This is a genomic window from Thiomonas sp. DCM-2 (genome assembly GCF_056820905.1).
The window spans coordinates 2,519,767-2,532,738 of sequence record NZ_CM165962.1 but is presented as its reverse complement, the minus strand read 5'-3'; the positions used below and the strand labels follow the sequence as shown (position 1 = coordinate 2,532,738).

Annotated in this window: 16 protein-coding genes; 15 read left to right on the top strand and 1 reads right to left on the bottom strand. The window is 63.3% G+C overall.

Annotated features, from left to right (window positions below; all coding sequences use genetic code 11):
- The first annotated feature begins 21 nt into the window (after nt 1-21).
- The 3 genes from AC1ZQA_RS12255 (at nt 22) to AC1ZQA_RS12245 (ending at nt 2,835) form a co-directional block, all read left to right on the top strand.
- Complete coding sequence (locus tag AC1ZQA_RS12255; protein WP_482677148.1) at nt 22-1,458, top strand: NAD(P)(+) transhydrogenase (Re/Si-specific) subunit beta; 1,437 nt, start codon at nt 22-24, stop codon at nt 1,456-1,458.
- Nucleotides 1,459-1,585: 127 nt separating this feature from the next.
- Nucleotides 1,586-1,885 carry an H-NS histone family protein gene (locus tag AC1ZQA_RS12250; RefSeq protein WP_482677147.1) on the top strand — a complete coding sequence of 100 codons (300 nt, stop codon included), beginning with the start codon at nt 1,586-1,588 and terminating at the stop codon, nt 1,883-1,885.
- Nucleotides 1,886-2,052: 167 nt separating this feature from the next.
- A complete protein-coding gene (locus AC1ZQA_RS12245; RefSeq protein ID WP_482679329.1) occupies nt 2,053-2,835 on the top strand; it encodes a Crp/Fnr family transcriptional regulator in 783 nt (260 codons plus the stop codon).
- A 7-nt stretch (nt 2,836-2,842) separates the two neighbouring features.
- Here AC1ZQA_RS12245 and AC1ZQA_RS12240 read toward each other — a convergent pair whose 3' ends face one another.
- Entirely contained in the window at nt 2,843-3,469 is a 627-nt protein-coding gene (locus tag AC1ZQA_RS12240) for a methyltransferase domain-containing protein (RefSeq protein WP_482677146.1), read from the bottom strand.
- A 174-nt stretch (nt 3,470-3,643) separates the two neighbouring features.
- Between AC1ZQA_RS12240 and AC1ZQA_RS12235 the strand changes: the two genes are divergently transcribed.
- The 12 genes from AC1ZQA_RS12235 to hisD all read left to right on the top strand — a co-directional run bounded on the left by AC1ZQA_RS12235 (nt 3,644) and on the right by hisD (nt 12,915).
- Nucleotides 3,644-4,477 carry an ABC transporter ATP-binding protein gene (locus tag AC1ZQA_RS12235; RefSeq protein ID WP_482677145.1) on the top strand — a complete coding sequence of 278 codons (834 nt, stop codon included), beginning with the start codon at nt 3,644-3,646 and terminating at the stop codon, nt 4,475-4,477.
- Nucleotides 4,477-5,259, top strand: coding sequence for a lipid asymmetry maintenance ABC transporter permease subunit MlaE (mlaE, locus tag AC1ZQA_RS12230; RefSeq protein WP_482679328.1), 783 nt, complete (start codon nt 4,477-4,479; stop codon nt 5,257-5,259). The genes AC1ZQA_RS12235 and mlaE overlap by 1 nt, the downstream gene beginning before the upstream one ends.
- Nucleotides 5,260-5,286: 27 nt before the next feature.
- On the top strand, nt 5,287-5,763 hold the full coding sequence (gene mlaD / locus AC1ZQA_RS12225) for an outer membrane lipid asymmetry maintenance protein MlaD (RefSeq protein WP_482677144.1): 477 nt from the start codon (nt 5,287-5,289) through the stop codon (nt 5,761-5,763).
- Entirely contained in the window at nt 5,760-6,572 is an 813-nt protein-coding gene (locus AC1ZQA_RS12220) for an MlaA family lipoprotein (protein ID WP_482677143.1), read from the top strand. The genes mlaD and AC1ZQA_RS12220 overlap by 4 nt, the downstream gene beginning before the upstream one ends.
- 89 nt (nt 6,573-6,661) lie before the next feature.
- Nucleotides 6,662-7,282, top strand: coding sequence for an MlaC/ttg2D family ABC transporter substrate-binding protein (locus AC1ZQA_RS12215; protein ID WP_482677142.1), 621 nt, complete (start codon nt 6,662-6,664; stop codon nt 7,280-7,282).
- 16 nt (nt 7,283-7,298) lie between these two features.
- Nucleotides 7,299-7,577 carry an STAS domain-containing protein gene (locus tag AC1ZQA_RS12210; RefSeq protein WP_482677141.1) on the top strand — a complete coding sequence of 93 codons (279 nt, stop codon included), beginning with the start codon at nt 7,299-7,301 and terminating at the stop codon, nt 7,575-7,577.
- Between the two features lie 66 nt (nt 7,578-7,643).
- On the top strand, nt 7,644-8,543 hold the full coding sequence (locus tag AC1ZQA_RS12205; protein ID WP_482677140.1) for an ABC transporter ATP-binding protein: 900 nt from the start codon (nt 7,644-7,646) through the stop codon (nt 8,541-8,543).
- On the top strand, nt 8,540-9,295 hold the full coding sequence (locus tag AC1ZQA_RS12200; protein ID WP_482677139.1) for an ABC transporter permease: 756 nt from the start codon (nt 8,540-8,542) through the stop codon (nt 9,293-9,295). Before AC1ZQA_RS12205 ends, AC1ZQA_RS12200 begins: the two co-directional genes overlap by 4 nt.
- A 2-nt stretch (nt 9,296-9,297) precedes the next feature.
- Nucleotides 9,298-9,549, top strand: coding sequence for a BolA family protein (locus tag AC1ZQA_RS12195; protein ID WP_482677138.1), 252 nt, complete (start codon nt 9,298-9,300; stop codon nt 9,547-9,549).
- Nucleotides 9,550-9,621: 72 nt separating this feature from the next.
- Nucleotides 9,622-10,911, top strand: coding sequence for a UDP-N-acetylglucosamine 1-carboxyvinyltransferase (gene murA, locus AC1ZQA_RS12190; protein ID WP_482677137.1), 1,290 nt, complete (start codon nt 9,622-9,624; stop codon nt 10,909-10,911).
- A gap of 4 nt (nt 10,912-10,915) precedes the next feature.
- Entirely contained in the window at nt 10,916-11,584 is a 669-nt protein-coding gene (gene hisG, locus AC1ZQA_RS12185) for an ATP phosphoribosyltransferase (protein ID WP_482677136.1), read from the top strand.
- On the top strand, nt 11,581-12,915 hold the full coding sequence (gene hisD, locus AC1ZQA_RS12180; RefSeq protein WP_482677135.1) for a histidinol dehydrogenase: 1,335 nt from the start codon (nt 11,581-11,583) through the stop codon (nt 12,913-12,915). The genes hisG and hisD overlap by 4 nt, the downstream gene beginning before the upstream one ends.
- Nucleotides 12,916-12,972 lie beyond the last annotated feature (57 nt).

Here is a 12,972-nt window from a genome sequence, read left to right as displayed (position 1 = left end):
GCAGCACCAAGGAATCAAGGTATGACTCTCAGTATGAATCTGGTCACCCTGCTGTATTTGCTGGCAGCGGTCTTTTTCATTCAGGCGCTCAAGGGGCTGTCACATCCGACAACCAGCCGGCGCGGGAATGTGTTTGGCATGGTCGGCATGGGGATCGCTGTCCTCACCACGGTTGCGCTGATTATCAAGATCGGTGGGGACGCCGGTACGCTGGGCCTGAGTTATGTGCTCCTCGGGCTGGTGGTCGGTGGCGGGATTGGCGCGGTCATGGCCAACCGGGTTGAAATGACCAAAATGCCGGAACTCGTGGCTTTCATGCACAGCATGATCGGTCTGGCAGCGGTGTTCATTGCCGTTGCGGCCGTGGCAGAACCGCATGCCTTTGGCATCGTTCAGGCAGCGGGAGATCCGCTGCCGGCGGGCAATCGCGTCGAACTGTTCATAGGCACCATCATCGGCGCCGTGACTTTCAGCGGCTCCGTCATTGCTTTCGGCAAATTGTCCGGACGTTACAAGTTCCGGCTGTTTCAGGGCGCGCCTGTGCGTTTTCCTGCCCAGCACTGGGTGAATCTGCTCATTGGCCTGGCCGCAGTGGCCTGTGGCATCTGGTTTTTTGCCACGTTGTCGTGGACGCCATTTCTCATCATGATGGCGCTGGCGTTTGTTCTGGGTGTGCTGATCATTATTCCGATCGGCGGTGCCGACATGCCGGTGGTCGTGTCCATGCTCAACAGTTACTCCGGCTGGGCGGCTGCGGGCATTGGTTTTTCGCTCGAGAACAATATGCTCATCATCGCCGGATCGCTGGTAGGGTCGTCAGGTGCGATTCTGAGCTACATCATGTGCAAGGCGATGAATCGGTCGTTCATCAGCGTGATTCTGGGTGGCTTTGGCGCGGAGGCATCAGGCAGCGGGGCGCAAACCCAGCAGCGCGCGGTCAAGTCGGGCAGCGCAGATGACGCCGCATTCCTGCTGTCGAATGCCGAAACCGTGATTATCGTCCCGGGATATGGCCTGGCGGTCGCACGCGCACAGCATGCGGTCAAGGAACTCGCGCAGAAACTCACCGAACACGGCGTGCAGGTGAAATATGCCATTCACCCGGTGGCTGGTCGCATGCCCGGCCATATGAATGTGCTGCTCGCAGAAGCCGAAGTCCCGTACGATCAGGTTTTTGAGATGGACGACATCAACCCCGAATTCGGGCAGGCGGACGTGGCGGTGATTCTTGGCGCCAACGATGTGGTCAATCCCGCAGCTAAAACCGATCCAAAATCACCGATTGCCGGCATGCCGATTCTCGAGGCCTACAAGGCGAAAACGGTGATCGTGAACAAGCGCTCGATGGCGGCTGGATATGCTGGTCTGGACAATGAATTGTTTTACATGGACAAGACCATGATGGTCTTTGGCGATGCGAAGAAGGTGGTCGAGGACATCACCAAGGCGATCGAGTAATTCACGAAAACACTTTGCCGATTTTGAAGGCACCACTTTGAAAGGCCCGTTTGATGCGGGCTTTTTTATTTGTTGTTCTGTCGTATGATCTGCATCGTTTCAACTTTCAACGCAGGAGCAGAAACACATGGCAACCTATAAAGAATTGCAGTCACAAATCGAAGCGCTCAAACAACAGGCCGAGGCCCAGCGCAAGGCGGAAATTGCGGCAGTGGTGGCGGATATTCGCGCAAAAATGGACGAATACGGCATTACCCTTGCCGATCTCGGCTCGCGCCGTGCCGGTGCATCTTCCAAAGGGTCGACGGTTGCACCCAAATATCGCAATGCACAAACCGGGGAAACCTGGACCGGGCGCGGAAAGATGCCGCGCTGGCTGCAAAATGCTGTCGACAGCGGCAAGAGCAAGGAATCCTTCCTGATTTGATCTGCAGATTTCACCATCTGCCGCCGCTCGGTTGCGGCGCAGCGTAACCAATGACAAAGACCGGGGACTTTCCCGGTCTTTGTCATTGGTGCTTTCGTTCTGACATGACGATTACAAGTTGCAGCGCCATGGGTGATGGAAAATGACGAGCATACAGACTCATCTTGATGAGCGATGCGATGAACGATTGCAAAATTCCAAACTGGGCAGCACGGAGTGGCTGGTGGGGGCGCCTGCAACCGGCCGAGAAGGCGCGCGTGGTTTCCGAAGTGTCTTACCAGGCTGTGCGCAGCGGAGAGCCACTGCAGCGTTACGGCATGCCCGCTCTGCATTGGATTGGCGTGATGTCCGGTCTCGCCAAATTCAACGTCACGACGGTGAGCGGAAAGCCGCTGGTCTATTCCGGTATCGGCGCCGGGGGCTGGTTTGGCGAAGGAACATTGATGCGCCAAGGGGTCTGGCGTTATCAGGCTCTCGCCATTCGAGATTGCGAACTGGCGCTGGTTCCCCGGGAGACGTTTCTCTGGCTGCTGGATCGGAATATCGGTTTCAGCCATTATCTGCTGCAGCAACTCAATGACCGCCTGGAGCTGATGACTCTGCAGGCATTGGATGATCATCAGGGCGGCGCGGAATCCATTGTTGCGCGCACGCTGCGCCATTTGTTTCATCCCCTGGCTGGGGCGAATGGTGGGGCACTACGGGTAACCCAGTCGGAAATCGGGCAACTTTGCAATTTGTCTCGCCAACGGGTGAATCAGGCGTTTCAGCGGCTGGAGACCGACGGTGTGTTGCGCTTGCAATACGGCGGGGTGGAAATTCTCGATCAGAACAAGTTGCGCGCCTGGGAGTTTCGCTGCCTGAATGCACGAAACGGTACAAAAACGCCCCGTGAGCCCGTTGAGTCCGCTGATGTGGTGCGCGCCAGCGCAGGGGCGGATGTGGCGTGAACAAGTCCTAATCTTCCGCCGCAATTGCGCTGGGCGTCAGAACAAGTGCCAGTTCCGCTGAGCCGCCTGGGTGGGGGACGCGCGGGTAGGGCGGCTTGGGCCAGTGCCACAGATGGGACGGAAAGACTGCACGCATTGCCAGGATGTCGCAGTGGTAGGGCGGGCCTTCAATCTTGCCCTCGGCAGCACCGGGTTTGGCGGCCTGCATGAACAGGGCAAAGAGTCTGCCCTGTGGCTGCAGCCAGCGATGCAGGCGCTGCGCGTATTGGGCCCAGTCATCCGGGTAGAGCGCGCACAGACAGGTCTGCTCCCAGATGGCATCGAACGCTTGCGGCGCATCCCATTGCCGCACATCGGCCTGCAGCACCGTCGCCTGCAAACCGCGCTCGCGCAAGCGCTGCCTGAGTCGATCGACCGCCTCCTGCGCATAGTCCAGCGCCGTGACCTCGAAACCGGCAGTGGCCAGATGCACGACTTCATGGCCCGCGCCGCACCCCGGAACCAGGATGCGGCACGGCCGCAATTCGCCAGAGGCCAGGCAGCGCAGCAGATGGGGGTGAACGCCGCCGCGATCCCATCCAGTCGTGTGCGTGCGGAAACGTTCGTTCCAGAATTCGACGGTGGGTCCGGGCATGTGTGGCAATGTTCCAAGAATGGTCTGTGATGCTACTGCCCCGTGGTTTGGCGTGGTTCGGCAGACAGATCGGGAAATCCCTAGAATGACCTGCTGTTTTGAGCGCAGACTGCCCGTCTGAAGTCTTGATGGTGCGTTGCAACGTCGTCCTTGAAAGCCACTTTCACAAATCCCATGCCCGTGTCGCCCGCCCCGGCCATCGTTCAGATCGACGCGCTCGATTTTGGCTATGGCGAGCGCCTGATTCTGCGCAACATCGACATGACCATTCATCCCGGCCAAGTGGTCGCGGTCATGGGCGCCTCGGGAGGCGGCAAGACCACGCTGTTGCGTCTCATCAGCGGGCAGGTCAAGCCGCAGCGCGGTTCGGTGCGGTTCGAGGGGCAGGACCTGGCCGGCGCCGATCAAAACCAGATCTTTGCCATGCGACGGCGCATGGGCATGCTGTTTCAGTTCGGCGCGCTGTTCACGGACATGAGCGTGTTCGACAACGTGGCATTTCCGCTGCGCGAACACACCGATCTTCCGGCATCGATGATCCGCGACCTGGTGCTGATGAAGCTCAACGCGGTCGGCCTGCGCGGCGCGCGCGACCTTTATCCGGCCGAGCTCTCGGGCGGCATGGCGCGGCGCGTGGCCATGGCCCGGGCCATCGCACTCGATCCTGCGCTGGTGATGTATGACGAGCCGTTTGCCGGCCTCGATCCCATTTCGCTGGGCATCTCGGCCCGGTTGATCCGCAGCCTCAACGACGCGCTCGGCTTGACCAGCATCGTGGTGTCGCACGACGTCGAGGTGACTTTCGACATCGCCGATTATGTCTACATCCTTGGCAACGGCAGTCTGATTGCCCACGGCACGCCGCAGCAGATGCGCGAGAGCGCCGATCCGCTGGTGCATCAGTTCGTGCGGGGCGAGCCGGACGGTCCGGTGCACTTTCATTACCCCGCGGCGGCCATCGATGACGATTTCCTGCACGCGGCAGCGGGGCACGGAGGGCGCGCGTGATGGTCACGGACAGACTGGTCTCCATCGGCGCCGCAACGCGCAAGCTGTTGAGCGATCTCGGCTACGCGGCCCGGCTGTTCGCCCGGCTGCTGCTGTTGGTCGGCCGCGTGTTCATGCGCCCGAGTCTGCTGATTCAGCAGATGTATTTTCTCGGCAATCTGTCGCTGGTCATCATTGCCGTGTCCGGGTTGTTCGTCGGCTTCGTGCTTGGGCTGCAGGGTTACTACACCCTGTCGCGCTACGGTTCATCGAGCGCACTCGGGGTGCTGGTGGCCCTGTCGCTGGTGCGCGAACTCGGGCCGGTGGTCACGGCCCTGCTGTTTGCCGGCCGTGCCGGCACCTCGCTCACAGCCGAGATCGGCCTGATGAAAGCGGGCGAGCAGATTGCGGCCATGGAAATGATGGCGGTCGATCCGGTGGTGCGCGTGCTCGCGCCGCGGTTCTGGGCGGGGGTCATCGTGATGCCCCTGCTGGCGGCTGTGTTCAGCGCGGTGGGCATCATGGGGGGCTATGTGGTTGGCGTGGTGATGATCGGCGTGGACGCCGGGCAATTCTGGTCGCAGATGCAAAGCGGGGTCGATGTGTTCAAGGACGTTGGCAACGGAGTCATCAAGAGTGTGGTGTTCGGCTTGGCGGTCACTTTCGTTGCGCTGTTGCAAGGCTGGCGCAGCCAGCCCACGCCCGAAGGCGTCTCGCGCGCCACGACGCGCACCGTCGTCATCGCGTCGCTGGCGGTGCTGGCACTGGATTTCGTGCTGACCGCCATGATGTTCAGCACCTGAGGGCATGAGGCCCTGGAGTTGTCGCAAATGAATCAACGAAAAATCGATCTCTGGGTGGGTATTCTGGTCGTGCTGGGCGCGGCGGCCCTGCTCTTCCTGGCGCTCAAGGCGGGCAACCTGTTGCAGATCAATTGGGGGCCGACCTATTCAGTGACAGCGCGGTTCGACAACATTGGCGGGCTGAAGGCGGGTGCTCCTGTCAAGAGCGCAGGTGTGGTCGTCGGGCGGGTGACCTCCATCAGCTTCGACAATCAGACCTTCCAGGCCGATGTGCACATGGCCATTGACCAGCGGTTCAAATTTCCGGTCGATACCTCGGCCAAGATCCTCACAGCCGGACTGCTCGGCGATCAGTACGTCGACTTCAGCCCCGGCGGCAGTGAGAAAAATCTCACCAATGGTTCAGTCATCCGCAACACCCAGTCGGCCGTGGTGCTGGAAAACCTGATCGGCCAGTTTCTCTACAACAAGGCTGCATCCAGCGGCGCGGGGGACAGCAAATGAAGCAACTCACCCGTCTTCTGCCCGTGCTGGTGCTGGCGGCGCTGGGCGGCTGTGCCACGCACAATCCGCAAGACCCGCTCGAACCCTACAACCGCGCGATGTTCACCATCAACGACAAGGTGGACCGGGCCGTGCTCAAGCCTGTTGCGACCGGGTACAAGGACATCACGCCGACGCCCATCCGTCACGGTGTCACCAACTTCTTCGGCAATTTCGGCGATGTGTGGTCGATGACCAATGATTTTCTGCAGGGCAATGTGCATGATGGCCTGAGCACCTTCATGCGCGTGGGCGTCAACTCGGTGTTCGGGCTGTTCGGCACCCTGGACATCGCGACCGAAATGGGCATCTACAAGCATCCCAACGATTTTGGCCTCACTTTGGCGCGCTGGGGTGTGGGTTCTGGGCCGTATGTGGTGCTGCCGTTCTACGGTCCGAGCACGGTGCGCGATGCAGCGGGCACCGGCGTGTTCCTCGCCTACGGGCCGACTGCCCAGGTCAGCCCGCCCAGCGCGAGTTACGGTGCGCTGGCATTGAATCTGGTGAACACCCGCGCCAACCTGCTCGACGCCTCCAATCTGTTCGACCAGATTTCGCTCGACCCTTATGTTTTCACCCGCAGTGCCTACGAACAACGCCGCAAGTCGCAGGTTGAGGAGGTGCGCGACCGCCCCTTCATCGATCTGGGCGAGCCCAATCCTCTGGCCAAGTACAGCTACGGCCCAGAGAATGGCGGCATCCCCGGTACGGCACCCGCGATGCCTGCAGTCGCGGCGAGCACTCCAAAGACAGGCGACGCCGCCCCCTGAATCTGCGCGCTGTCATCCTGCGGGGTGGCCGGCCGTTAATCGATCACGACACCAACACTGGAGTACCTCCCATGCTTCGACGGCTCTTCATGGCTTTTTCCCTGTCCTCGGTTGCGCTGATCGCGGGCCTGCCTGCGGCTGCCCATGCGGCCGATGCGCTGACCCCGCCGCAACTGATCGAGACCATGTCCAACGAGATCATTCGCGACGTGCAGCAGGACCCGAAGCTGCGCACCGGCAATCCCGAAGTGGTCATGCAGTTTGTCGAAACCAAAATCCTGCCGAATGTGGATTTCCAGAAAATCACCCAGAGCGCGGTTGGCCGCTACTGGCGTGAAGCCACGCCTGCGCAGCGCGCGGCGCTGGAGCAGCAGTTCAAACAGTTGCTGGTCTACACCTATGCTGGCGCGGTCAAGCAGATCAAGGATCAGAAGGTCAAGCTGCTGCCGTACCGCGAGCCTGCCAATGCGCAGGACGTGACCGTGCGCACCCGCGTCATCAACAACGGCGAGCCCCTGCAACTCGACTATCGCCTGGAAAACACCCCGGCTGGCTGGAAGATCACCGATGTCAATGTGATGGGCATCTGGCTGGTCGACAACTATCGCAGCGTGTTTGCGCAGGAAATCGGGCAGAAGGGCATCGACGGTCTGATCGCCACGCTGAAAGAAAAGAATCAGACCCTGGCCCAGGCCAAGACGGCCGGCTGATTCTGCAGTCATCACCATGCCTTTGTTCGCTCTGCCCGCTGAATTGACGCTGGACACCGCGACTGCGGTGCGGCGTCAGGCGCTATCGGCGCTGGCGGCGCAAGCCACCCCCTGGGAAATCGATGCCAGCGCGCTGCAGACCTTCGATTCCGCGGGTCTCGCCCTGCTGCTCGAATTGCGCCGTGCCGCGCCGGATCAAGTCTTGCAGGTCCGCGGCGTGCCCCAGCGTCTGGGGGATCTGGCGCGGGCGTACGGACTGGATTTCCTCATCGCCCCGGTCACCGCGCAGCCCTGATCGTGCGTCTTGCGCCGGTGCGACGCGATGCCTTGCATCGTCCCTCCGGCGCTTTCTGTTGTTTCCATGACCTCTACTGCAGCAGTTTCCTTTGATCATGTCGAGAAGCGCTATGGCCAGCACACCGCGGTCGACGGCGTCGCGCTCGACGTTGCCGAAGGAGAGTTTTTCGGTTTGCTTGGCCCCAATGGTGCGGGCAAGACCACGCTGATCAGCATGCTCGCCGGGCTCACCCGCCCCACGTCTGGCCGGGTGCTGGTGCAGGGCCATGACGTGCAACTCGATGCCGCCGCGGCACGTCGCCTGCTGGGCGTGGTGCCGCAGGAACTGGTGTTCGATCCGTTCTTTACGGTGCGTCAGGTGCTGCGCATCCAGTCGGGCTATTTCGGTTTCCGGCGCAACGACGCCTGGATCGACGAACTGCTGCACAACCTGGGACTCACCGCGCAGGCGGACAAGAACATGCGCGCATTGTCGGGTGGCATGAAACGCCGCGTGATGGTGGCGCAGGCGCTGGTGCACCGCCCGCAGGTCATCGTGCTCGACGAGCCGACCGCCGGGGTGGATGTGGAACTGCGCCAGTCGCTGTGGGAGTTCATCGCCCGGCTCAACGCCGAAGGTCACACCGTGCTGCTGACCACGCACTACCTCGAGGAAGCCGAGGCGCTGTGCAAGCGCATTGCCGTGATCAAGCGCGGCAAGGTCGTGGCGCTCGACCGCACCGAAGCGCTGCTGCAGCGCTTTGCTTCGTCGGTGCTCTATTTCCGTTTGCTCAAGGGGCAACTGCCCGCAGAGATGGGCGTGGAACAGCAGGGCGGGCGCGTGGCGCTGCCTGTGCGTGGGGCAGAGGATGTGGAGCATCAACTGGCCGCGCTGCGCCAGGCGGGTTGCGAGATTGATGAGCTGGAGTTGCGCCGTGCCGATCTGGAAGACGTGTTTCTCGAACTGATCGGAGCCTCCAGATGACCGGACTGCAAACCCTGCTGCAAAAGGAATTGCAGCGTTTTCTCAAGGTGGGTTTCCAGACCGTGGCCGCTCCGGTGGTCACGGCGCTGCTGTATCTGCTGATCTTTTCGCATGCGTTCACCGCGCACATGCAGGTCTATGGCCATGTGCCGTACACCGCCTTCCTCATCCCGGGGCTGATGATGATGAGCGTGCTGCAGAACGCGTTTGCCAACACCTCGTCGTCGCTGATCCAGTCCAAGATCACCGGCAATCTGGTGTTCGTGCTGCTCTCGCCGCTCAAGCCCTGGGAACTGTTCGTCGCGTATGTGGGCGCCTCCGTGCTGCGCGGTCTGATTGTCGGGGCGGGCGTCTTGCTGGTCACGGTGTGGTTCGTGCCGCTGAGCTTTGTCTATCCGCTGTGGATTCTGGTGTTCGCGGTACTGGGCGCGAGCATGCTGGGCGCGCTGGGACTGATTGCAGGGATCTGGGCGGAAAAATTCGACCAGATGGCAGCGTTCCAGAACTTCATCATCACCCCGGCGACCTTTCTGTCGGGCGTGTTCTACTCGGTGCATACCTTGCCTGGCTTCTGGAAGGCTGCGTCGCACCTCAATCCGTTTTTCTATCTGATCGACGGCTTTCGCTATGGCTTCTTTGGTGCAGGCGATGTGTCGCCCTGGATCAGCCTGCTGGCGGCGATGCTCGGCAATCTGCTGTGCGGCGGCATCGCCATGATGATGCTGATGCGCGGCACCAAACTTCGAAATTGACCATGCCCCTGCCGACCCCACAAGATCTTCACCGCTACATCGCCGACGGACTGGACTGCAGCCATCTGCAGGTCGAGGGCGATGGCCAGCATTTCTACGCCACCATCGTCAGTGCCGCGTTCGAGGGCCGCAGCCGGGTGCAGCGCCATCAACTGGTCTACGCCGCACTGGGAGAGCGCATGCGCGCGGAAATCCATGCGCTGTCGATGAAGACCCTCACCCCCCAGGAATTCGCGGCATTGCCGAACGCCTAAAATCGCCACTTTTTCGCACGCGCCGATGCGTGCCCGCCGTGCAGCCCATTCGCTGTCGGCCCGAAGGTCGTCATGGACAAACTCAGAATTACCGGGCAGCGTGTGCTGCAGGGCGTGGTGCAGGCCAGCGGGGCGAAGAACGCCGCGCTGCCGCTGATGGCCGCCGCGCTGCTGACCGCAGAGCGCGTGCACCTGCACAACGCGCCGCAACTCATGGATGTGCGCACCCTGGCCAAACTGCTGCGCAGCCTGGGCGTGCGGGTCGAACAGGAGGGTGGCGACATCCACCTCGACGCCGCGGCAGTAAACCACTTCGAGGCGTCGTACGACCTGGTCAAGACCATGCGCGCGTCGATTCTGGTGCTTGGGCCGCTGCTGGCGCGGTTCGGCCAGGCGCGGGTGAGTCTGCCCGGCGGCTGCGCCATTGGCGCGCGTCCGGTCGATCAGCACATCAAGGGGCTGCAGGCGCTGGGCGCGCAGATCGAGGTGGAGCATGGCTATATCGTTGCCCGCGTCAGCACACCGTCTGGGCGCCTGCGCGGCGCGCGCATCACCACCGACATGGTGACTGTGACCGGGACCGAGAACCTGATGATGGCCGCCGCGCTGGCCGAGGGCGAGACCCTGATCGACAACGCCGCGCGCGAGCCCGAGATCATCGATCTGGCCAATCTGCTGCGTGGCATGGGGGCGCAGATCAGCGGCGATGGCAGCTCGCAGATCCGCATCCAGGGTGTGCAGTCCCTGCAGGGAGTGGAGCACCGCATCATTCCCGATCGCATCGAGGTTGGCACCTTTCTGTGCGCGGCGCTGGCCACGCGGGGCGACATCACCGTCCAGGGGGCCGAGCCGACGCACCAGGATGCGCTGCTCGACAAGCTGCGCGAGGCCGGTGCCCACATCGACACCGGCGCCGACTGGATTCGCCTGCGCGCCGATGCGTTGCCGGGCGGACGTCCGCGCGCGGTCTCGGTGCGCACCACCGAATACCCGGGGTTCGCCACCGACATGCAGGCGCAGTTCATGGCGGTGAACTGTCTGGCAGATGGCGCGGCGCGCATGACGGAGACCATTTTCGAAAACCGCTTCATGCATGTGCAGGAGCTGGTGCGGCTGGGCGCGCAGATCGACATCGACGGCCACACCTGCGTGGTGCGAGGCGTGCCGCAGCTCTCTGGCGCCAACGTCATGGCCACCGACCTGCGCGCTTCGGCCGGGCTGGTGGTGGCCGGGCTGGCAGCCGAGGGGCAGACACAGATCGACCGCATCTACCACCTCGATCGCGGCTATGACGCCATGGAAGTGAAACTGCGCGGACTGGGCGCGGACATCGAGCGCATCAAGACATCTCCCGGAGGCTGACCGCATGCTGACCCTCGCCCTGTCCAAGGGACGCATTTTCGAAGACACCCTGCCCATGCTCGCGCGCGCGGGCATCACGGTGTCGGGCGATCCCGAGTCCACCCGCAAGCTCATCCTGCCGACCAACCGGCCCGATGTGCGCGTGGTGCTGGTGCGCGCCAGCGACGTGCCCACCTATGTGCGTTACGGCGGCGCCGACATCGGCGTGGCAGGGCTGGACGTGCTGCGCGAATACTTCGCCGGCAATGGCGCGGACGGCCTCTACCTGCCGGTCGATCTGGGCATTGCCCGCTGTCGGCTGAGCGTGGCGGTGCGCAAGGATTTCGACTACGCCGCGCAGGTGAAACAGGGCGCCCGGCTGCGTGTGGCGACCAAGTATGTTCACCTGGCGCGCGAGCATTTCGCCACCAAGGGCGTGCATGTCGATCTGGTCAAGCTCTACGGCTCGATGGAACTTGCTCCGCTCACCGGGCTGGCCGATGCCATCGTCGATCTGGTGTCCACCGGCGGCACGCTCAAGGCCAACGGGCTGGTCGAGGTCGAGCACATCATGGATATTTCCGCGCGGCTGATCGTCAACCAGGCCGCGCTCAAAACCCGCACCGCGCTGCTCAAGCCGCTGATCGACCAACTGCGCCAGGCTTCGCAACCTGCCGAGGAGACCGCCGCATGAATGCCACGCTCCAAGCCCTGCAACTGCGCAGGCTCGACGCCACCGCCGCCGACTTCGAGACGCAGTACCGTGCGCTGTTCGCGCGCATGGCCGAAGAAAACGCCGAGATCGACTCCCGCGCTGCCGACATCCTGCGCGATGTGCAGAGCAGGGGCGATGCCGCGGTGCTGGACTACACCCGCCGCTTCGACCGGCTCGACGCCCACGACATGGCCACGCTCGAGATCGGCCAGGCCGAGCTGCACGCCGCGCTCGCCGCCATCCCCGCAGAGCAGCGCAGCGCGCTCGAGGTCGCGGCAGACCGCGTGCGCCGCTATCACGCGCACCAACTGCAGCAAGTCGGGCAGAGCTGGGAATACCGCGACGAAGACGGCACCCTGCTCGGGCAAAAGGTCACCCCGCTCGACCGCGTCGGCATCTACGTGCCGGGGGGCAAGGCGGCGTACCCGTCGTCGGTGCTGATGAACGCGATTCCGGCGCATGTCGCCGGGGTGGACGAGATCATCATGGTCGTGCCCACCCCGGGCGGCGAGCGCAACCCGCTGGTGCTGGCCGCCGCCGCCGTGGCCGGGGTGAGCCGCGCGTTTGCCATCGGCGGCGCGCAGGCGGTGGGCGCACTCGCCTATGGCACGGCGACCGTGCCCGCGGTGGACAAAATCGTCGGCCCCGGCAATGCCTACGTCGCTGCGGCCAAGCGCCGGGTGTTCGGCGTGTGCGGCATCGACATGATCGCGGGCCCCTCCGAAATTCTGGTGCTGGCCGACGGCAGCACCCCGCCCGACTGGGTGGCGATGGACCTGTTCAGCCAGGCCGAGCACGACGAACTGGCGCAGAGCATTCTGCTGTGCCCGGACGCGGCCTATATCGATGCGGTGGCCGCGGCCATCCACCGCCTGCTGCCCGAGATGCCGCGCCGTGACATCATCACCGCGTCGCTCAACGACCGCGGCGCGTTGATCCGCGTGCGCGACATGGCGCAGGCCTGTGATCTGGCCAACCGCATCGCCCCCGAGCACCTCGAAATTTCCGCGCGCGATCCGCGGCAGTACGTTCCGGCGCTCAAGCATGCCGGGGCGCTGTTCCTCGGTGCCTACACATCCGAGTCGCTCGGCGACTATTGCGCCGGCCCCAACCATGTGCTGCCCACTTCGGGGACGGCGCGGTTCTCGTCGCCGCTCGGGGTGTACGACTTCATCAAGCGCTCCAGCCTCATCGAGGTCAGCCGCGAAGGCGCGCAGACCCTGGGGCGGATTGCCAGCGTGCTGGCCCACGGCGAGCGCCTGACCGCGCACGCCCGCGCCGCCGAGCTGCGGCTGGAGGCCGGCAAGTGAGCGCGGCGCAAGGCCACACGCAAGGAGCGCTCGCTGCTCCCGAGGCGCCGCGCGCGG

Coding starts and splice junctions, on each gene's coding strand:
- AC1ZQA_RS12255 (WP_482677148.1), top strand. CDS start 22: ATGACTCTCAGTATGAATCTGGTCACCCTGCTGTATTTGCTGGCAGCG.
- AC1ZQA_RS12250 (WP_482677147.1), top strand. CDS start 1,586: ATGGCAACCTATAAAGAATTGCAGTCACAAATCGAAGCGCTCAAACAA.
- AC1ZQA_RS12245 (WP_482679329.1), top strand. CDS start 2,053: ATGAGCGATGCGATGAACGATTGCAAAATTCCAAACTGGGCAGCACGG.
- AC1ZQA_RS12240 (WP_482677146.1), bottom strand. CDS start 3,469: ATGCCCGGACCCACCGTCGAATTCTGGAACGAACGTTTCCGCACGCAC.
- AC1ZQA_RS12235 (WP_482677145.1), top strand. CDS start 3,644: ATGCCCGTGTCGCCCGCCCCGGCCATCGTTCAGATCGACGCGCTCGAT.
- mlaE (WP_482679328.1), top strand. CDS start 4,477: ATGGTCACGGACAGACTGGTCTCCATCGGCGCCGCAACGCGCAAGCTG.
- mlaD (WP_482677144.1), top strand. CDS start 5,287: ATGAATCAACGAAAAATCGATCTCTGGGTGGGTATTCTGGTCGTGCTG.
- AC1ZQA_RS12220 (WP_482677143.1), top strand. CDS start 5,760: ATGAAGCAACTCACCCGTCTTCTGCCCGTGCTGGTGCTGGCGGCGCTG.
- AC1ZQA_RS12215 (WP_482677142.1), top strand. CDS start 6,662: ATGGCTTTTTCCCTGTCCTCGGTTGCGCTGATCGCGGGCCTGCCTGCG.
- AC1ZQA_RS12210 (WP_482677141.1), top strand. CDS start 7,299: ATGCCTTTGTTCGCTCTGCCCGCTGAATTGACGCTGGACACCGCGACT.
- AC1ZQA_RS12205 (WP_482677140.1), top strand. CDS start 7,644: ATGACCTCTACTGCAGCAGTTTCCTTTGATCATGTCGAGAAGCGCTAT.
- AC1ZQA_RS12200 (WP_482677139.1), top strand. CDS start 8,540: ATGACCGGACTGCAAACCCTGCTGCAAAAGGAATTGCAGCGTTTTCTC.
- AC1ZQA_RS12195 (WP_482677138.1), top strand. CDS start 9,298: ATGCCCCTGCCGACCCCACAAGATCTTCACCGCTACATCGCCGACGGA.
- murA (WP_482677137.1), top strand. CDS start 9,622: ATGGACAAACTCAGAATTACCGGGCAGCGTGTGCTGCAGGGCGTGGTG.
- hisG (WP_482677136.1), top strand. CDS start 10,916: ATGCTGACCCTCGCCCTGTCCAAGGGACGCATTTTCGAAGACACCCTG.
- hisD (WP_482677135.1), top strand. CDS start 11,581: ATGAATGCCACGCTCCAAGCCCTGCAACTGCGCAGGCTCGACGCCACC.